The organism is Streptomyces sp. NBC_01549 (assembly GCF_026339955.1).
GTDB lineage: Bacteria > Actinomycetota > Actinomycetes > Streptomycetales > Streptomycetaceae > Streptomyces.
Genome location: NZ_JAPEPW010000001.1, coordinates 1,922,243 through 1,940,531, shown reverse-complemented (window position 1 = coordinate 1,940,531; position 18,289 = coordinate 1,922,243). Strand labels below are relative to the sequence as shown.

The window sequence follows — 18,289 nt, the reverse complement described above, 5'->3', positions numbered from 1 at the left end:
CCCTGAAAACAGCCCCGTCGCCCCGTCACCCTTCCTCCACCGGCGCCTCTCCGAACCGTGCCAGCACCAACGCCCCCGCCACCGCGACCACGAATCCCAGCACGGCCAGCCAGGCCAGGCCCTCGCGCGTACGGTCGCCCAGCCAGATCACGCCCACGAGCGCCGGTCCGATGGTCTCGCCGATGACCAGCCCCGCGGTGGCCGTCGTCACCGAGCCGCGCTGCAGCGCCGAGGTCAGCAGGATGAACGCGGCTCCTCCGCCGATGAGCAACGCGTACGTCGCCGGATTGCGGACCAGCGGCCCGAGCGCCAGGTCGTCGATCAGCCGTACCGAGACCTCTACGACCCCGAACCCGAACCCGGCGCCCAGTCCGAGGACCAGCGCCCGCCCCCGCCCGGACATCCGCCCGCCCACCAGACCGAGCAGCAGCACCACCACGGCGGTCCCGAGCGTCCAGTACTTGAGGGCCATCGACCCGGCCTCGCCGCCTTCCGTGCCGGACGCCAGCCCGAGCATTCCGAGCCCCGCGCACACCACCCCCACCGCGGCCCACTCCATCCCACTCAACCGTACGTGCAGCAGCCGCGCGGCGACCACCGCCGTCACCGCGAGGCTCGCCGCCAGCGCCGCCCCGACCGCGTAGATGGGGATGGAGCGAAGTGCCGCGATCTGCAGCAGGAAGCCCAGCCCGTCCAGCGCCAGGCCCGCGAGATACCGCCACTGCCGCAGCGCCCGCAGCAGCAGCGCCGCGTCCCCGCCCGAGCCGCCGCTGTCGGCCGCCGCCCGTGCGGCGATCGCCTGCAACACCGTCGCCGTACCGAAACAGACCGCCGCACCAAGTGCGCACACCATTCCAAAGAGCACGAAGTGACTGTAGGGGACGTCGAATCGAAGGGGGGCCTCACCCACCTTGCTCAATGGGCCTCTAATCTGATCGCTTGCGCCGAGCAATACGCACGGTCAGGACAACGGGGGACAGAAGATGGCAGACACGCGACGGCAACTGCGCTCGGGCACGGTCGTACTCGGCGGCATGGGACTTCTCGCGGCGGCTCTCACCGCCTGCTCCTCGGACCCCGACAAGCGTTGCGTCGACCGCGACAGCTACACCTCGGCCAAGGGCTACAAGGTCGTCGCCGACAAGAACTGCAAGACCACCAAGGCCTCGGTCAGCAGCGGCTGGTACTACGGCGGCAAGAAGAAGAGCGGCTGGGTCGACGGCGGCTCGTTCACCAAGGCGAGCAAGGGATCCGGCAGCAGCACCAGCGGCGGCAGCCATCACTCCATCGACCGCGGCGGCTTCGGCAGCGGCAAGGGCAGCTCCGGCGGCTGAGTGTCCCCTACGTCACCACACCTGTAGGACGCGCCCCGCACCGATCGGACCCGTACGCCATGGAACGCCGCACCATCGAGCCCCGCCCCGGCTGGCAGCAGACCGTCGAGCACCAGGGCCTCATCTACCCGCTGACCCGCTACCCGGACGACTCCCTGCGCCCCTACTGGGACGAGAGCGCGTACTACGCCTTCTCGCTCCCGGAGGTGGAGGCGCTGGAGGAGGTCGCCGAGGAACTGCACCGCATGTGCCTGGTGGCGGCCGAGCACATCGTCAAGGAGAACCGTTTCGCCGACCTCGGCATCACCGACCCGCGCGTCGTGCGGGCGGTCACCGAGGCCTGGCGGCGCCGCGACGAACTCCCCTCCGTCTACGGCCGGTTCGACCTGCGGTACGACGGCACGGGCCCCGCCAAGATGCTGGAGTACAACGCCGACACCCCGACCTCCCTCGTCGAGGCGGCGAGCCCCCAGTGGTTCTGGATGGAGGACCGTTTCCCCGGCGCCGACCAGTGGAACTCCCTCCACGAACGCCTCGTCGCCGCCTGGAAGAAGCAGGCCGCCCTCCTCCCGCCAGGCAGCCCCCTCTACTTCGCGCACTCCGCCGCCGACGAACTCGGCGAGGACCTCATGACCGTCGCGTATCTGAAGGAGACGGCGGAGCAGGCGGGCCTCGACACCGACTGGATCTCGGTGGAGGAGATCGGCTGGGACTCCCTCTCCGGCCGCTTCGTCGACAACCAGCTCCGCTTCATCCGCAGCTGCTTCAAGCTCTACCCCTGGGAGTGGCTCACTACCGACCGCTTCGCCGACCACGTCCTGGACACCCTCGACAACGGCGGCGGTACGGGCACCACCCTGTGGATCGAGCCCGCCTGGAAGATGCTCCTCAGCAACAAGGCCCTCCTCGCCGTCCTCTGGGAGCTGTACCCGGGCCACCCCAACCTCCTCCCCGCCCACCTCGACGGCCCCCGGGAGCTGGCCACCACCAAGGGGTACGTCGCCAAGCCCCTCCTCGGCCGGGAGGGCGCGGGGGTGACCGTGCACGCGCCGGGCGCCGCTCCCGTCGTACGCGAGGACGAGCCCTGCTGCTACCAGGAGCTGGCCCCGCTGCCCACGTTCGACGGCAACCACGTAGTCCTGGGTGCCTGGGTCGTGGACGGCGAGTCGGCGGGGCTCGGCATCCGCGAGTCGTCCGGGCTGATCACCGACGAGTACGCCCGCTTCTTGCCCCACGTGATCTTCCCGGGACAGGTTTCCCACCCCACGTGATCCTCCAGGCGTTCAATCGACACCCAGCACCGCACGCAGCTGAGCCAGCCCCCAGTCCAGGTCCTCCTTGCTGATGACCAGCGGCGGGGCGATCCGGACCGTGACCCCGTGGGTGTCCTTGACCAGGACGCCCCGGTCCATCAGCCGCTCCGAGATCTCGCGTCCCGTGCCGTACTCGGGGGCGATGTCGACACCCGCCCACAGCCCCCGCCCGCGTACCGCCGTGACATGCCCCGTGCTCGTCAGCAGCCCCAGCTCCCGGTGCAGATGGTCACCCAGTTCCGTGGCGCGCCGCTGGTACTCGCCTGACCGCAGCATCGCGATCACCTCGAGGGCCACCGCGCAGGCCAGCGGGTTCCCGCCGAACGTCGACCCGTGCTCACCGGGCCGGAACACCCCGAGCACCTCCCTGCTCGACACCACCGCCGACACCGGCACGACCCCGCCCCCGAGCGCCTTGCCCAGCACATACACGTCCGGCACCACACCCTCGTGCTCGCACGCGAAGGTGCGGCCCGTGCGCCCAAGACCGGACTGGATCTCGTCCGCGACGAAGAGGACGTTCCGCTCCCGTGTCACCTCCCGCACCCCGGCGAGGTAGCCGGGCGGCGGCACCAGCACGCCCGCCTCGCCCTGGATCGGCTCCAGCAACACCGCGACCGTCTCCTCGGTGACCGCGGCCCGCAGCGCGGCCAGGTCCCCGTACGGCACGATGTCGAAGCCCGGCGTGAACGGCCCGAAGTCCGTCCGGGCCTCCGCGTCCGTGGAGAAGCTGATGAGCGTCGTCGTACGGCCGTGGAAGTTGTTGCTCGCCACGACGATCCTCGCCCGGCCGTCGGGGACGCCCTTGACGCGGTACCCCCACTTCCGGGCCGTCTTCACGGCGGTCTCCACCGCCTCCGCGCCCGTGTTCATCGGCAGCACCATCTCCATGCCGCACAGCTGCGCGAGCTGCGCGCAGAAGTCGGCGAACCGGTCGTGGTGAAAGGCCCGCGAGGTCAGCGTCACCCGCTCCAGCTGCGCCCGGGCCGCGTCGATGAGCCGCCGGTTGCAATGACCGAAGTTGAGCGCCGAGTAGCCGGCCAGCAGGTCGAGGAACCGGCGGCCCTCGACATCCGTCATCCAGGCCCCGTCCGCCGTCGCCACGACGACCGGCAGTGGGTGGTAGTTGTGCGCGCCGTGCGCGTCGGCGGAGGCGATGAGTCGTTCGGTGGTGGTCACGGGATCTCCGTTTCCTGCAGCGCGGGGATCGCTGCCGCACGGGGAGGGGCGGACGCGTGGCCCCCTTCTTATCGTCGCTCGCATGGTGGACGGCGCGGGACACTCTGCGGCTACCGCCGCGTGGCCGCCGATCCGGCGCGCCCGGTAGGCTGACGGACGGGCCGTGACTGGCGCGCTGGGATGGGATCGACCATCGGGGAGCGGCTCGTGAACTGTGTGCCGTGCGCCTGGGCCGACTCGTGAACGCTGAACGCCACGTCCGGAGGCCTTCCATGCCCGAGCCCCTCTCCACCGAGTCCACCGCCTTCCGCAGCGCCCTCGACGTGATCCGGGCCGTGGAGCCCCGCGTCGCCGACGCCATCGCTCAGGAAATCGCCGACCAGCGCGACATGCTCAAACTGATCGCGTCCGAGAACTACGCCTCCCCGGCCACCCTGCTGGCGATGGGCAACTGGTTCAGCGACAAGTACGCCGAGGGCACCGTCGGCCGCCGCTTCTACGCCGGCTGCCGCAACGTCGACACCGTCGAGGCCCTCGCCGCCGAGCACGCCCGCGAGCTCTTCGGCGCCGAGCACGCCTACGCCCAGCCGCACTCCGGCATCGACGCCAACCTGGTCGCCTTCTGGGCCGTCCTCGCCCAGCGTGTCGAGGCCCCGGCCCTCGCGAAGGCCGGGGTCCGCAACGTCAACGACCTCTCCGAGGCCGACTGGGCCGAGCTGCGCCAGGCCTTCGGCAACCAGCGCATGCTCGGCATGTCCCTGGACGCGGGCGGCCACCTCACCCACGGCTTCCGCCCGAACATCTCAGGGAAGATGTTCGACCAGCGTTCGTACGGCACCGACCCCGCCACCGGTCTCATCGACTACGAGGCGCTGCGGACGTCGGCCCGCGAGTTCAAGCCGCTGATCATCGTCGCCGGCTACTCCGCCTACCCCCGCCTGGTGAACTTCCGGATCATGCGGGAGATCGCCGACGAGGTCGGCGCGACCCTCATGGTCGACATGGCGCACTTCGCCGGTCTGGTCGCGGGCAAGGTCCTCACCGGCGACTTCGACCCGGTTCCGCACGCCCAGATCGTCACCACCACCACGCACAAGTCGCTGCGCGGCCCGCGCGGCGGCATGGTCCTGTGCGACGAGAGCCTCGCCGAGCAGGTCGACCGCGGCTGCCCGATGGTCCTCGGCGGCCCGCTCCCGCACGTCATGGCCGCCAAGGCCGTCGCGCTCGCCGAGGCCCGCCGCCCCGAGTTCCGCGACTACGCCCAGGCCGTCGTCGACAACGCGCGCGCCCTCGCCGAAGGCCTGATGCGGCGCGGCGCCACCCTGGTCACCGGCGGCACGGACAACCACCTCAACCTGATCGACGTCGCCTCCTCCTACGGCCTCACCGGCCGCCAGGCCGAGTCCGCGCTGCTCGACTCGGGCATCGTCACCAACCGCAACGCCATCCCCGCCGACCCGAACGGCGCCTGGTACACCTCCGGTATCCGCATCGGCACACCCGCGCTGACCACCCGTGGTCTGGGCACCACCGAGATGGACGAGATCGCCGGTCTCATCGACCGCGTCCTCACCGCCGCCGAGCCCGGCACCACCGCCAAGGGCGCCCCGTCCAAGGCCCAGCACGTCCTCGACGCGAAGATCTCCGACGAGGTCTCCCACCGCGCCACCGACCTGCTCGCCCCGTTCCCGCTCTACCCGGAGATCGACCTCGGCTGACCCACCTCCCGGTTCAGAGGCCTCCTGGTTCAGAGGTCGATCAGCTCCTGTCGTGGTTCCCGCGGTGGTCCGGCTCCCTCCCGCCGGGCCGCCGCGCGGCGTACGAGGAAGGCGCCGCCGGCCCCGAGGAGCAGACCTGCGCCCAGCCCGGGCAGCACCCACCGCGCACGCTCCTCGACACCCCGTTTCGAGCCCGGTGCGCTTACGGCGGCGTCGAGCAGCTTCCCCCGCTCGACCACCCGCTCGTACACCGAGCGCGCCACGCGATGCCAGCGGATGTCGTCGTCGACCACGTCGGGCGCGGGGTCCGTGCGTACCCAGGGCGTGCCGTCCGCGGCCACGAACAGCTGGTCCTGGCGCGCCATGGCGATGTCGCCCCCCGGTGCGCTGTCGGTCTGCGGCCAGCCCCCGACCCCGCTCAGCCCCCACACCACGGTGGCCCGCACCGGCGGGAAGTCGCCCGCCGCCCACGCGTCCGGCACCCGCTCGGTCCCCTTGAAGGTGGGAGTCAGCAGGTCGCACAGCCGTGTGAAGTCCCGCTCCCCGGAGTGCAGCGCGGTCGTCCGCCCCGTGCCGCCCTCGATGACCAGGGCCATGTCCGGCCCTCTCGGCCCCGCGGCCGGTGCGAGAGCCCCCGCCGGGTGCGCCGCCGACACGGCGAGCATCACACCCGACAACACGGCGATCCCCGATCCCATCCGTCTGCCTCGGCCCGCCATGCGTGTCCCCCGTCCGCCCCGGCACCTGCCTCGAGTATCCGCCCGGGTCCCCCCTCCGGGGAGTGCTCTGCTCCCACCTGTTCCCGAGCTCCCGGGTGCACCTGAGAGAATGGTGAACATGGCCTCTGATCGTCCCCGCGTGCTCTCCGGAATCCAGCCCACGGCGGGCTCGTTCCACCTCGGCAACTACCTCGGCGCCGTCCGCCAGTGGGTGGCCCTGCAGGAGTCCCACGACGCCTTCTACATGGTTGTCGACCTGCACGCGATCACCGTGCCGCAGGACCCGGCGGACCTGCGCGCGAACACCCGGCTCGCCACCGCGCAGCTGCTCGCCGCCGGTCTCGAGCCGGACCGCTGCACGCTCTTCGTCCAGAGCCATGTCCCCGAGCACGCCCAGCTCGCCTGGATCATGAACTGCCTGACCGGTTTCGGCGAGGCCTCCCGCATGACCCAGTTCAAGGACAAGTCCGCCAGGCAGGGCTCGGACCGCGCGTCCGTCGGCCTGTTCACGTACCCGATCCTCCAGGTCGCCGACATCCTGCTGTACCAGGCGAACGAGGTCCCGGTCGGCGAGGACCAGCGCCAGCACGTCGAGCTCACCCGCGACCTCGCCGAGCGGTTCAACGGCCGTTTCGGCGAGACCTTCACGATCCCGAAGCCGTACATCCTCAAGGAGACGGCGAAGATCTACGACCTCCAGGACCCGTCGATCAAGATGAGCAAGTCGGCGTCCACGCCGAAGGGCCTCATCAACCTGCTCGACGAGCCGAAGACCACTGCCAAGAAGATCAAGAGCGCGGTCACCGACACGGACACCGTCATCAGGTACGACAGCGAGCACAAACCGGGTATCAGCAATCTGCTGACCATCTACTCGACCCTCACCGGTGCCGGTATCGCGGAACTGGAGGAGAAGTACGCGGGCAAGGGCTACGGTGCGCTCAAGACGGACCTGGCCGAGGTCATGGTCGACTTCGTGACGCCGTTCCGGGAGCGCACCCAGCAGTACCTGGACGACCCGGAGACGCTCGACTCGATCCTGGCCAAGGGAGCCGAGAAGGCGCGCGCCGTCGCCGCGGAGACACTCGCGCAGGCGTACGACCGGGTGGGCTTCCTGCCCGCCAAGCACTGAGGCGTACGACCGCACACACGTACCGCTGGGCAGAGCGCTGCACATCACTATGGCTGCGCCTGCCCACAACACAGCCGGGGCCTTACAGTCGATAGCCGGACGGCTGAGTACGAACCAGACAACGCGCCCGGCGACGCGAACGACAACGCAACCGGCAACGCGACCGACAACGCACCGGACACGACGACAGGAGACGACGTGGGGACCGTAACGATCGGCGTGTCGATCGCGGTCCCGGAGCCTCACGGCAGCCTGCTCCAGGAGCGGCGCGCGGGCTTCGGCGACCCCGCGGCTTGTGGCATCCCCACGCACGTCACCCTGGTGCCACCGACGGAGGTCCACGCCGCCGACCTGCCGGCCGTCGAGGCGCACCTGACCGAGGTCGCCGTGGCCGGCCGGCCCTTCCCCATGCGACTGTCCGGCACCGGCACCTTCCGGCCCCTGTCGCCGGTGGTGTTCGTGAAGGTCGTCCAGGGCGTCGAGGCCTGCACCTGGCTGCAGCAGCGGGTCCGCGACGCCTCCGGTCCGGTGGCACGCGAGCTGCAGTTCCCGTACCACCCGCACGTCACGGTGGCGCACGGCATCGACGACGCGGCGATGGACCGCGCCTTCCAGGAGCTCGCCGACTACGACGCCGAGTGGTCCTGCATGGGGTTCGCGCTCTATGAGCAGGGCCCCGACGGGGTGTGGCGCAAGCTCCGGGAGTTCGCCTTCGGGGGAACCGTGGTGCCACCGCAGGCGGGCCACATGGACATCGAGCGCGGGACCATCGCCAGCCGCTAGCCAGGCCCTAGATCGGCAGGCGCCGGAACACCGCCCGCGGTACGTGCCGCAGCGCCGCCATCACCAGTCGCAGCGACCCCGGCACCCACACCGTCTCCGAGCGCCGTCGCAGCCCCACCTCGATGGCCGTCGCGACCGCTTCCGGTGTGGTGGCCATGGGTCCTTCCGCGCGCCCCGCGGTCATCTTCGTACGGACGAACCCGGGGCGTACGACCATCACATGGACGCCGGTGCCGTGCAGCGCGTCGCCCAGGCCCTGGGCGAAGGCGTCCAGGCCCGCCTTGCTGGACCCGTAGATGAAGTTGGAGCGGCGGGCCCGCTCGCCCGCGACCGAGGAGAGCACCACCAGGGAACCGTGCCCCTGTGTCTGGAGGGCTCGCGCGCACACCAGCCCGGCCGACACCGCGCCCGTGTAGTTGGTCTGCGCGATCCGGGCGGCGGCCACCGGCTCCCGCTCGTCCCGGGCCTGGTCGCCGAGGACCCCGAAGGCGAGCAGCACCATGTCGAGGTCGCCCTCGGCGAAGACCTTGCCGAGGACCGTCTCGTGGGACTCGGGGTCGAGCGCGTCGAAGGACAAGGTACGGACATCCGCGCCCAGTGCGCGCAGGTGCTCGGCGTCCCGCTCCAGGGCCGGCGAGGGCCGTCCGGCGAGCCACACCGTGCGGGTGCGCCGGGCGATCAGACGGCGCGCCGTGGCCAGCGCGATCTCGGACGTGCCGCCGAGGACCAGCAGGGACTGGGGTGCTCCGAAGGCGTCCTTCATGACAACTCCTAGAGGGGAGGGGTGAGGAGGCGGGACGGTTCTAGGTCCTGTCGTCAAATTCCCGTCGTCCGCCCGAAGGGCGGGCCTTGCGGCGTCAGGTGCGTGCTCTCGGTGTGCCGGGCACAGGCCCTCGTACTGGATGTACTTGGGTCTGTGCCCGGTGCGGCGAGTGGGGGGCACCTCCCACGCCCTTCAGGCAGTGGGGGAGCGTGCATGGCGTCGCGGGGCAGACGGGAATTTGACGACAGGGCCTAGAGGTCGAGGCGGCGGGACAGGTCGGAGGTGAACACCCCGCGCGGGTCCAACTCGGCCCGCAACCGCCGGAATTCGGTGAGCCGTGGATACATCCCGGCCAGCAGTTCCGGCCGCAGCCGCGCGTCCTTCGCCAGGTACACGCGCCCGCCCGCCCCGGCCACCTCCTCGTCCAGCTCGTCGAGGAAGGCGCCGAGGCCCGGCAGGCTCGCGGGGATGTCCAGGGCGAGGGTCCAGCCCGGCATCGGGAAGGAGAGCCAGCCCGGATCGCCCTGGCCGAAGCGCTTCAGGACGGCGAGGAAGGACGGGCACCGGCGTTCGGCGATGCGCCGCACGATGCGCCGCAGGGCCTCCTCGCGCCCGTGTCCGACGGCGAACTGGTACTGCACGAAGCCGCCGCGCCCGTAGACCCGGTTCCAGTGCGGCACCCCGTCGAGCGGGTGGAAGAAGGCCGAGATCCGCTGCAGTTCCCCGGCGCGCGCGCGAGGTGCCTTCCGGTACCAGAGCTCATTGAAGAGGCCCACTGTTCCGCGGCCGAGCAGCCCCTCCGGTACGAAGGCGGGCGCGGACGGGAACCGTGCCGGGCGGAAGGCCAGCGGGCGCCGACGCGCGCGTGGGGGGAGCGCGTCCAGGGGCGCGTGTTCCCCACGGGTCAGCACCGAGCGTCCTGTCGAGCGGCCGCGCGCGAGCAGGTCGATCCAGGCGACCGAGTACCCGTAGCGATGGTCCGTGGCGGTGAGACGGGCCATCAGGTCGTCCAGGTCCGCCGCGCGTTCGGTGTCGACGGACATCAGTGAGGTGGCGACGGGCCGGAGCCGGACGGTCGCCGTGAGGATCACCCCGGTCAGGCCCATGCCGCCCGTGGTGGCGTCGAACAGAGGGGTGTCGCGGGGCACCGTGCGGATCGCGCCGTCCGCGGTCAGCAGCTCGAAGGAGAGGACGTGGCGGCCGAACGAGCCGGACACGTGGTGGTTCTTGCCGTGGATGTCCGCGCCGATCGCGCCGCCGACCGTCACATAGCGGGTCCCGGGCGTGACCGGCACGAACCAGCCGAGCGGGAGCAGGACTTCCATCAGCCGGTGCAGGCTCACGCCCGCGTCGCAGAGTACGGTCCCGCCGGCGGCGTCGATCGCGTGGATGCGGTCGAGGCCGGTCATGTCGAGCACGGCCCCGCCCGCGTTCTGTGCCGCGTCCCCGTACGCCCGCCCCAGGCCCCGTGCGATGCCTCCGCGGGCCCCGCAGGCGCGGACGGCGGCGGCCGCTTCCTCGTAGGTGCGCGGGTGGACCAGTCGGGCGGTGGTCGGGGCGGTGCGGCCCCAGCCCGTGACGGAGACGGACTCGGCCGGGTCGGAGGCGGATCCGGCCGGGTCCGAGGCGGGCTCGGCCGGGTCGGAGACGGCGTCGGAAGGCATGACCGTGACCGTATCGGCGAAAAAGGTGCATAAAGCCCTCACCCCTCCCGTCTTCGCGGCTCCTCACCGAAATGGGTGATTAATGGGATGTCGTACAAGATTTCCGTAATTCTGTGGCCACTCCCTAGAAGAGTGAGATCACATGGACGACCTTGACGACATGGACCGCCGACGCTGGGACGGCATGGACCGTCGGCTGCTGTCGGCCCTGCATGAGCGCGGCACGGATCCACGCGTGGCGGCCGTCGCTCGTACCCTTTCCTGGAGCGGGGAGCACGGTGCGCTGTGGCTCGGGGCCGGGCTCACGGGGGCGGTGGTCGACCGTGAGCGGCGCGGCGCGTGGCTGCGCGGCATGGCGCTCACCGCCACCGCACACCTCGCCAGTATGGGTGTGAAGCGGATCGTGCGCCGTCCGCGCCCCGCGCACGTCGTCCCGCTGGTGCGCACGGCCGGACGTCACTCGTTCCCCAGCTCCCACGCCACGGCCGCGACCGCCGCGGCGGTCGCCTTCGGCGCGCTCGGGGCCCGCCCGCTGCTCCCGCTCGCCGCCGCGATGTGCCTCTCCCGGCTGGTGGTCGGCGTGCACTACCCCTCGGACGTGGTCGCGGGCGCCGCCCTGGGCGCCCTGACGGCGCGTCTGGGCGCCCGCTGGATCGAGGCCGGCCATGGCTGAGCGCACGGTGCTCCTGGACCCCACGCCGACCGTCCCGGCGCCCGAGAGGACTCTCACCGGCCTCGCCCGGGGGCTCCTCAGGACCACCCGTCCCCGTCAGTGGGTCAAGAACCTGCTGGTCGTGGCGGCCCCGGCGGCGGCGGGCCGGCTCTTCTCCCGGCATGCGGTGATCCAACTCGCGCTCGTCTTCGTCCTGTTCACCGCCTGCGCCGCCGCCGTGTACCTGATCAACGACGCCCGGGACGCCGACGCCGACCGCGCCCACCCGGTCAAGCGCCGCCGCCCGGTCGCCGCGGGCCAGGTCCCCGTCTCCCTCGCGTATGCCGCGGGGGGCGTCCTCGCCGTCCTCGCCCCGGTCGCCGCCGCCCTGTTGTCCTCTCCGGTCACCGCGGCAGTGCTGACCGCCTACCTCGGCATGCAACTGGCGTACTGCGTCAGCCTCAAACACGTCCTGGTCGTCGACCTCGCCGTCGTGACGACCGGTTTCCTGATGCGGGCGATGATCGGCGGGCTCGCCCTCGGCATCCCGCTCTCCCGCTGGTTCCTGATCACCACGGGCTTCGGCGCCCTCTTCATGGTGGCGGCGAAACGGTACTCCGAGGCCGTCCAGCTGGCCGGGAGCACCGGTGTCACCCGCGCGCTGCTCACCGAGTACACCACCGGCTATCTGCGCTTCGTCTGGCAGCTGGCCGCCGGGGTCGCCGTCCTCGGCTACTGCCTGTGGGCCCTGGAGGACGGCGATGTGCCCGGCGCCGGGGTGCTGCCCTGGCGCCAACTGTCCATGGTCGCCTTCATTCTGGCCGTCCTGCGCTACGCCGTCTTCGCCGACCGGGGCACGGCGGGCGAACCCGAGGACGTCGTCCTGCGCGACCGCGCGCTCGCCCTGATCGGAGTGGTGTGGCTGGCGATGTACGGGCTCGCGGTCGTGAACTGGTGAGCCCGGCCCAGCGGCCCCTGACCCAGGAGCTCCTGGGCTTCGCCACCGTCGGCGTCCTCGCCTACGCCGCCGACCTCGGCCTCTTCCTCTGGCTGCGCGGCCCCGTGGGCCTCGACCCGTTCACCGCCAAGGCGCTGTCCTTCGCGGCGGGCTGCTCGGTCGCGTACACGGGCAACGCGCTCGGCACGTACCGGCACCACCCCGTGCGGGGGCCCCGGCGGTGCCGCGACTTCCTGGTGTTCCTCGCCGTGAACCTCGCGGGCGCCCTCGTCCAGCTCCTGTGCATCGCCGTCAGCCACCATGGCCTCGGGCTCACCTCGCGGCGCGCCGACACGGTCTCCGGTGCCGGGATCGGTATGGCACTCGCCACGGTCCTGCGTTTTTGGGGTACCCGGACATTGGTCTTCCGAGGCGAGGGCAGAGTCGGATCATGGACTGGCTGAAAAAGCTTCCCGGCGTGGGGCCGTTGGTCACCCGCCTGATGGCCACGCACGCGTGGCGGTCGTACGAGCGTCTGGACCGGGTGAAGTGGGCGCGGCTCGCCGCCGCGATGACCTTCATCAGCTTCGTGGCGCTCTTCCCGCTGCTGACCGTCGGCGCCGCGATCGCCGCCGCCACCCTCACCAGCCAGCGGCAGAAGGAGCTTCAGGACAAGATCGCCGATCAGGTGCCGGGCATCTCCGACCAGCTCGACATCAACGGGCTGGTCCAGAACGCCGGCACCATCGGGCTCATCGCGGGCGCCGTCCTGCTGTTCATCGGCATCGGCTGGGTCGACTCCATGCGGGGCTGTCTGCGCGCGGTCTGGGAACTGCCCGACAGCGAGGAGAATCCCCTGCTGCGCAGGCTCAAGGACGGCGGGGTCCTCGTCGGGCTGGGCGGCGCGCTGCTCGTCACCATCGCCGTCTCCACCGTCGCGTCCTCGATGGTGGGCTGGACGGCCCGGCAGCTCGGCATCGGCGAACACGACTGGGGGAGCGTGCTGCTGCAGTCCGCCGCGTTCGTCGTCGCCGTGCTCGCCGACTTCCTGCTGCTCCTGTACGTCCTGACCCTGCTGCCGGGCGTCGAGCCGCCGCGCCACCGGCTCGTCGTCGCCGCGCTGATGGGCGCCGTCGGCTTCGAACTGCTCAAGCTGCTGCTCAGCGGCTATATGCGGGGTGTGGCGTCGAAGAGCATGTACGGCGCCTTCGGGGTGCCCGTCGCGCTGCTGCTGTGGATCAACTTCACTGCGAAGCTGGTGCTGTTCTGCGCCGCCTGGACGGCCACGGGACATGCCGACTCCGGCCCGAAACAACGCGACGACGCCCCCGACGAGCCCGACGCCCCCGAGGAGCCCGAGGGGGTCAGCGGCGGCGGCGCATCAGGTCGGGGAGAGGCCAGCGGCGGTTGACGAGGAAGACGGCGCCGGCGACCAGGACGAGCAGGCCGCCCGTGATGGCCAGGGCGGTTCCGATCCCGCTGGTGCCGTCCTTCGACGCCGTGGAGGCGGCCACCGGTGACGCGGAGGCCTTGTCCCCGCGACCTCCGGTGGACGTCGGCGCGTCGGATCCGGCGGACGCGGACGCACCCGCCTGCGCGCCGGTGTCGACGCCCTTCGGCGGCACCAGCTCACCCACCGGCGTGACCTTGCCGGTCGCGCCGAACCCCCAGTCGAGCAGCCGCGCGGCCTCCTTGTAGACCTCGTTGTGCTCGTCCTTCTCCGGATTCATCACGGTGACAAGGAGCACCTTGCCGTTCCGCTCGGCGACACCGGTGAAGGTGGCGCCCGCGTTGGTGGTGTTGCCGTTCTTCACCCCCGCGATGCCCTGGTACGTGGAGACGTCGGTGTCGCCGGTCAGCAGCCGGTTGGTGTTCTGGATCTCGAAGGTCTCCCGGCTCGTCTTCCCCTTGTCGTTCTTCTTCGTCTCGCCCGGGAACTTCGCCCGCACCGTCGAGCAGTACTCCCGGAAGTCCTTCTTCTGCAGCCCGGAGCGGGCGAACAGCGTCAGGTCGTACGCCGATGACACCTGGCCCGGCTGGTCGTAGCCGTCGGGGCTGACCACATGTGTGTCGAGGGCCTGCAGGTCCTCGGCGTGCGCCTGCATGTCCTTGACCGTCTGGTCGACGCCGCCGTTCATCGCCGACAGCACGTGCACGGCGTCGTTGCCGGAGCGCAGGAAGACACCGAGCCACAGATCGTGCACGGTGTACGTCTCCTCCTCCTTTATCCCCACCATGCTGGAGCCCGCGCCGATGCCCGAGAGGTCGGTGACGGCGACCTTGTGCCGCTCGGTCCCGGGGAACTTCGGCAGCACGGTGTCGGCGAAGAGCATCTTCAGGGTGCTCGCCGGCGGCAGCCGCCAGTGCGCGTTGTGGGCGGCCAGCACGTCGCCCGACTCGGCGTCGGTGACGATCCAGGAGCGTGCGGTCACCTCCTTGGGTAGCACCGGGGCGCCCGCGCCGAGATCCACCTGGGTCCCGGCCTGTCCCAGCCGCGCTCCACCCACCGTCGACATGTTCGCCGGGGGAGTGGCGCTCGGACTCGCCGTCGGTGACGGCGACGACGACGGCTTGTCAGCCGCGAAGACGGGGACGGTCGTCGTCAGTGAAAGAGACAACAGGGTGGCGGAAGTGACCAGCATCGATCGCTGGATGGTCTTTTTGGTGACGGGCACGGTCGAGAAAGTACAGGGCGTGGGCTGGGAAGTCCCCTCACCGGACCGTGGAGTCCCCAGGTCCCGGCCACCCCGGCGCCGGGTCCCGGCCGGCGACGGCGATACTGGACCCATGAAGCTCAGCCGCCCCGTCTCCTGGTTCCTGCTCGCCTTCGGAGTGTGGAGCTGGGTCATTTGGGTCACTTTCGTCAAAAACCTGTGGAAGGACGGCAGCGGGCTCGCGTTCGACGACGCGGGGGATCCGACGGCGTACTTCTGGGTGCACCTGACGCTCGCCGTCGTCTCCTTTGTCTTGGGGACGGTCGTCGGGGGCATCGGGTTCCGCGGGCTGCGCGCATTGCGCCAGACGTCATAACAACAGGGGACGAACGGGGGACACGGCGTCTTGGTCATCGTCTTCGTACTGGTGGGACTGCTCGCCCTCGCCGCGGTCGCGGGGCTGTACTGGTACGTGTGGCGCCGTCTGGTGCGCGACACGACGTCCGGTCCGGGGCCCGCCCGGCGCGCGGGCACGGTGGTCTTCGTCGCGGGGCCGGTGCTGATGATCGCCGCGGTCGCCGCGGAGCGCGCCGGTGCGCCCTTCTGGTTCCAGCGGGTGCTGGCCTGGCCGGGGTTCCTGTGGATGGCGCTGTCGATCTATCTGCTGCTGGGCGCGGTGGCGGGTGAGGTCGTACGACCGCTGCTGCGCCGGGTCGTGGAACGGCGCAGGGCCCCCTCCGCGACCGCACCACACACGGCACCCGTACCGCACACGGTGTCGGTACCGACGGGAGCGGCACCCCGGGAGCCCCAGGAACCCCAAGAGCTCCCACCTGCCGAACCGTCACGGCCCGTCACCACCCCCTCGCGACGGCTCTTCGTCTCGCGCGCCGTCGGCGGGGCGGCCGCGGCCGTCGCCGTGGGGACCGTGGGGTACGGGACGTACGGGGTACTGCGCGGGCCCCGGGTGAAGCGGGTCACCGTGCCGCTCGCCAAACTGCCTCGGTCCGCTCATGGCTACCGGATCGCCGTGGTGAGCGACATCCACCTCGGGCCCGTCCTGGGCAGGGACTTCTGTCAGCGGGTCGTCGACACGATCAACTCGACGCAGCCCGACCTGATCGCGGTGGTCGGGGACCTGGTCGACGGGAGTGTGAAGGACCTCGGACCCGCCGCGGCGCCCCTCGCGCGGCTTCGGGCGCGGCACGGCTCATACTTCGTCACGGGCAACCACGAGTACTACTCCGGCGCCGCGCGATGGGTCCGGGAAGTACGGGAACTGGGTCTGCACCCGCTCGAGAACGCGCGGACGGAAATGGCCGGATTCGATCTCGCGGGCGTCAATGACGTCGCGGGGGAGAGCGAGGGGCACGGGCCCGACTTCGGCAGGGCGCTGGGGGACCGGGACACCTCGCGGGCCGTGGTGCTGCTCGCCCATCAGCCGGTCCAGATCCACGACGCGGTCAAGCACGGTGTCGACCTTCAGCTCTCCGGGCACACCCACGGCGGACAGCTCTGGCCCGGCAACTACATCGCGGAACTGGCCAATCCCAGGGTCGCGGGGCTGGAGCGGTACGGCGACACGCAGCTGTACGTCTCCCGGGGCGCGGGTGCGTGGGGGCCGCCGACCCGGGTGGGCGCGCCGTCGGACATCACCGTCGTGGAACTGGCGTCTCCCCAAGCCTGAGAGCCGGCTGTGAAACAGGGGCGAAACGGCCTTTCCCAATACCCCGTTTGATTCTTCGAACACCTCTTCCCTCAGACGAAACACCTGTGGTTGGGTGATCCGCGTCACTGGGGAGTGACACGGGGCGTGGCCTGGGGAGGGGCGCCGATGCGATCGGTTCGCGTACGGATTCTCGCGGTGCTGGCGGTACTGGTGGCCGTGGGAGTGGGCGGCTGGCAGTTACTGCCGTCGAAGATGAACGACGACAAGACCATCACGGTCGGGACGACGGACGCCGTCACCTCGCTCGACCCGGCGGGCGCGTACGACGCCGGCTCCTGGGCCCTGTTCAGCAATGTGTTCCAGTCACTGCTGACGTTCGAGCCCGGTGGCGCGGCGCCCGTGCCGGACGCGGCGAAGAGCTGCGGGTTCGTGGGCGGCGGGCTGCGGACCTATGCCTGCACCCTGCGCGACGACCTGACCTTCCCGAGCGGGAGCAAGGTGACCGCCGAGGACGTGAAGTTCTCCTTCGACCGAGTCAAGGCCATCAACTCCGAGGTGGGGCCCGCGTCCCTGTTCTCCACCCTCGGCTCGGTGGACGCCAAGGGCCTCAAGGTCACCTTCCACTTGTCCTCGCCGGACGCCACCTTCCCCTTCAAGGTGGCCACCGGAGCCGGGTCGATCGTCGACCACGCCCGCTACGCGAAGCACGCCCTGCGCAAGGACGCGGGCGCCGACGGCACCGGGGTGTACGTACTGAAGACGTATACGAAGGACAAGCGGGCCGTTCTCGCGCCCAACAAGCACTACAAGGGCGCCGTCAAGGGGAGCGGCACGCCCACCGTGCTGCGCTACTACGCCACCCCCGCGGCCCTGGAGAGCGCCTGGAAGGCGAAGCAGGTCGATGTCGCGACGCGTCAACTGACGCCCGCGACGCTCGCCGCCCTCTCGCCGAGCGACCCCGACCAGCACGTCACCGAGGCCGACAGCGCCGAGACCCGCAACCTCGTCCTCAACGTCCGCGCGAGCTCGCCGCTGCACAACCTCTTCGTACGCCAGGCCATCGCCGCGCTGATCAACCGCGAGCAACTGGTCAGCCAGACCTACAAGGGGACGACCGAGCCGCTGTACGGGCTGATCCCGGCGGGCATCACCGGGCACTCGACGTCGTTCTTCGACGCCTATCCCAAGCCCGACGCGAAGAAGGCGAAGGCCCTGCTCACGGAGGCCGGGGTGTCGCTGCCGGTGCGCTTCACCTACGGGTACGCCGAGGGGCGGGGCGCCGCCGGCGAGGAGGCGGCCGAGCTCAAGCGGCAGCTGGAGGCGGGCGGCCTGTTCAAGGTGGACATCAAGGGCTACGAGTGGACCGACTTCCAGAAGCGGTACGCCGAGGGCAAGTTGGACGCCTGGGCGGTCGGCTGGGTCGCCGACTTCCCCGACCCGGACACCTTCAGCACCCCGCTCGTCGGCACCGGCAACAGCATGAAGAACGGGTACAGCAGCAAGGACGTGGACCGGCTGATTCAGGACAGCCAGCACTATGAGGACCGCAGCCGAGTGTCCGACGACTTCCGGGCACTACAGGAAAGAGTGGCCCGCGATGTTCCCCTGATTCCCCTGTGGCAGCGCAAGGAGTACGTGCTCAGCAGTGAGGACGTCGGAGGCGGCCAGTACCTGTCGGACGGGACCGGTGTCTTCCGCCTGTGGCGGCTCAACTGGATCTGACACGTGACGCGATCTCACGGGGTGGCACCCCGCCCCGTGTGGAGCCGGGG

General features: G+C 70.9%; 18 protein-coding genes and 1 riboswitch. Of the genes, 12 read left to right on the top strand and 6 right to left on the bottom strand.

Translation table 11 applies throughout. The annotated features are described in order from the left end of the window. Positions 1 to 25: 25 nt before the first annotated feature. A complete protein-coding gene (locus tag OG819_RS08370; RefSeq protein WP_266652626.1) occupies positions 26 to 853 on the bottom strand; it encodes a hypothetical protein in 828 nt (275 codons plus the stop codon). A gap of 130 nt (positions 854 to 983) precedes the next feature. Between OG819_RS08370 and OG819_RS08365 the strand changes: the two genes are divergently transcribed. Continuing rightward, the gene (locus tag OG819_RS08365; RefSeq protein WP_266648723.1) at positions 984 to 1,334 is read left to right on the top strand and encodes a hypothetical protein; all 351 of its coding nucleotides are present in this window, start codon (positions 984 to 986) and stop codon (positions 1,332 to 1,334) included. Between the two features lie 59 nt (positions 1,335 to 1,393). Then, entirely contained in the window at positions 1,394 to 2,605 is a 1,212-nt protein-coding gene (locus OG819_RS08360; RefSeq protein WP_266648721.1) for a glutathionylspermidine synthase family protein, read from the top strand. 12 nt (positions 2,606 to 2,617) lie between these two features. Here OG819_RS08360 and rocD read toward each other — a convergent pair whose 3' ends face one another. Further along, on the bottom strand, positions 2,618 to 3,826 hold the full coding sequence (gene rocD, locus OG819_RS08355) for an ornithine--oxo-acid transaminase (RefSeq protein WP_266627811.1): 1,209 nt from the start codon (positions 3,824 to 3,826) through the stop codon (positions 2,618 to 2,620). Positions 3,827 to 3,979: 153 nt separating this feature from the next. Further along, positions 3,980 to 4,066: riboswitch (ZMP/ZTP riboswitch) on the top strand. On the opposite strand from rocD, the gene OG819_RS08350 reads away from it, so the two are divergent. Next, positions 4,066 to 5,544, top strand: coding sequence for a glycine hydroxymethyltransferase (locus OG819_RS08350; RefSeq protein ID WP_266648719.1), 1,479 nt, complete (start codon positions 4,066 to 4,068; stop codon positions 5,542 to 5,544). (Overlaps the previous riboswitch by 1 nt.) A gap of 29 nt (positions 5,545 to 5,573) precedes the next feature. Here OG819_RS08350 and OG819_RS08345 read toward each other — a convergent pair whose 3' ends face one another. Then, entirely contained in the window at positions 5,574 to 6,242 is a 669-nt protein-coding gene (locus OG819_RS08345) for a hypothetical protein (RefSeq protein ID WP_266627815.1), read from the bottom strand. Between the two features lie 139 nt (positions 6,243 to 6,381). Here OG819_RS08345 and trpS point away from each other — a divergent pair, with 139 nt between their 5' ends. Both trpS and OG819_RS08335 read left to right on the top strand, forming a co-directional pair. Further along, positions 6,382 to 7,395 carry a tryptophan--tRNA ligase gene (gene trpS / locus OG819_RS08340; RefSeq protein WP_266648717.1) on the top strand — a complete coding sequence of 338 codons (1,014 nt, stop codon included), beginning with the start codon at positions 6,382 to 6,384 and terminating at the stop codon, positions 7,393 to 7,395. Between the two features lie 198 nt (positions 7,396 to 7,593). Continuing rightward, positions 7,594 to 8,178: a 2'-5' RNA ligase family protein gene (locus tag OG819_RS08335; protein WP_266585046.1), complete on the top strand. Its 585-nt coding sequence runs from the start codon at positions 7,594 to 7,596 to the stop codon at positions 8,176 to 8,178. A 7-nt stretch (positions 8,179 to 8,185) separates the two neighbouring features. Here OG819_RS08335 and OG819_RS08330 read toward each other — a convergent pair whose 3' ends face one another. Then, positions 8,186 to 8,941: a decaprenylphospho-beta-D-erythro-pentofuranosid-2-ulose 2-reductase gene (locus OG819_RS08330; RefSeq protein WP_266648715.1), complete on the bottom strand. Its 756-nt coding sequence runs from the start codon at positions 8,939 to 8,941 to the stop codon at positions 8,186 to 8,188. A 251-nt stretch (positions 8,942 to 9,192) separates the two neighbouring features. Beyond that, positions 9,193 to 10,605, bottom strand: coding sequence for an FAD-binding oxidoreductase (locus OG819_RS08325; RefSeq protein ID WP_266627822.1), 1,413 nt, complete (start codon positions 10,603 to 10,605; stop codon positions 9,193 to 9,195). A 142-nt stretch (positions 10,606 to 10,747) separates the two neighbouring features. Here OG819_RS08325 and OG819_RS08320 point away from each other — a divergent pair, with 142 nt between their 5' ends. Genes OG819_RS08320 through OG819_RS08305 form a run of 4 tightly spaced genes read left to right on the top strand, consistent with a single transcriptional unit; the run spans position 10,748 to position 13,605 of the window. Next, on the top strand, positions 10,748 to 11,278 hold the full coding sequence (locus OG819_RS08320) for a phosphatase PAP2 family protein (protein WP_266627824.1): 531 nt from the start codon (positions 10,748 to 10,750) through the stop codon (positions 11,276 to 11,278). Continuing rightward, positions 11,271 to 12,215, top strand: coding sequence for a decaprenyl-phosphate phosphoribosyltransferase (locus tag OG819_RS08315; RefSeq protein WP_266648714.1), 945 nt, complete (start codon positions 11,271 to 11,273; stop codon positions 12,213 to 12,215). Before OG819_RS08320 ends, OG819_RS08315 begins: the two co-directional genes overlap by 8 nt. After that, the gene (locus OG819_RS08310; RefSeq protein WP_266436838.1) at positions 12,212 to 12,658 is read left to right on the top strand and encodes a GtrA family protein; all 447 of its coding nucleotides are present in this window, start codon (positions 12,212 to 12,214) and stop codon (positions 12,656 to 12,658) included. Before OG819_RS08315 ends, OG819_RS08310 begins: the two co-directional genes overlap by 4 nt. Beyond that, positions 12,646 to 13,605 (top strand): YihY/virulence factor BrkB family protein, encoded by a 960-nt coding sequence (locus OG819_RS08305; RefSeq protein WP_266648712.1) that lies wholly within the window; start codon positions 12,646 to 12,648, stop codon positions 13,603 to 13,605. The genes OG819_RS08310 and OG819_RS08305 overlap by 13 nt, the downstream gene beginning before the upstream one ends. Here OG819_RS08305 and OG819_RS08300 read toward each other — a convergent pair. Next, positions 13,559 to 14,869, bottom strand: a complete 1,311-nt coding sequence (locus OG819_RS08300) for a D-alanyl-D-alanine carboxypeptidase (RefSeq protein ID WP_323139332.1) — start codon at positions 14,867 to 14,869, stop codon at positions 13,559 to 13,561. The genes OG819_RS08305 and OG819_RS08300 overlap by 47 nt on opposite strands. A gap of 112 nt (positions 14,870 to 14,981) precedes the next feature. On the opposite strand from OG819_RS08300, the gene OG819_RS08295 reads away from it, so the two are divergent. The 3 genes from OG819_RS08295 to OG819_RS08285 all read left to right on the top strand — a co-directional run bounded on the left by OG819_RS08295 (position 14,982) and on the right by OG819_RS08285 (position 18,239). Continuing rightward, on the top strand, positions 14,982 to 15,224 hold the full coding sequence (locus OG819_RS08295) for an SCO4848 family membrane protein (protein WP_266627832.1): 243 nt from the start codon (positions 14,982 to 14,984) through the stop codon (positions 15,222 to 15,224). 30 nt (positions 15,225 to 15,254) lie between these two features. Next, positions 15,255 to 16,535 carry a metallophosphoesterase gene (locus OG819_RS08290; RefSeq protein ID WP_266648709.1) on the top strand — a complete coding sequence of 427 codons (1,281 nt, stop codon included), beginning with the start codon at positions 15,255 to 15,257 and terminating at the stop codon, positions 16,533 to 16,535. A 147-nt stretch (positions 16,536 to 16,682) separates the two neighbouring features. Beyond that, positions 16,683 to 18,239, top strand: a complete 1,557-nt coding sequence (locus OG819_RS08285) for an ABC transporter substrate-binding protein (protein WP_266648708.1) — start codon at positions 16,683 to 16,685, stop codon at positions 18,237 to 18,239. Positions 18,240 to 18,289: the final 50 nt, after the last annotated feature.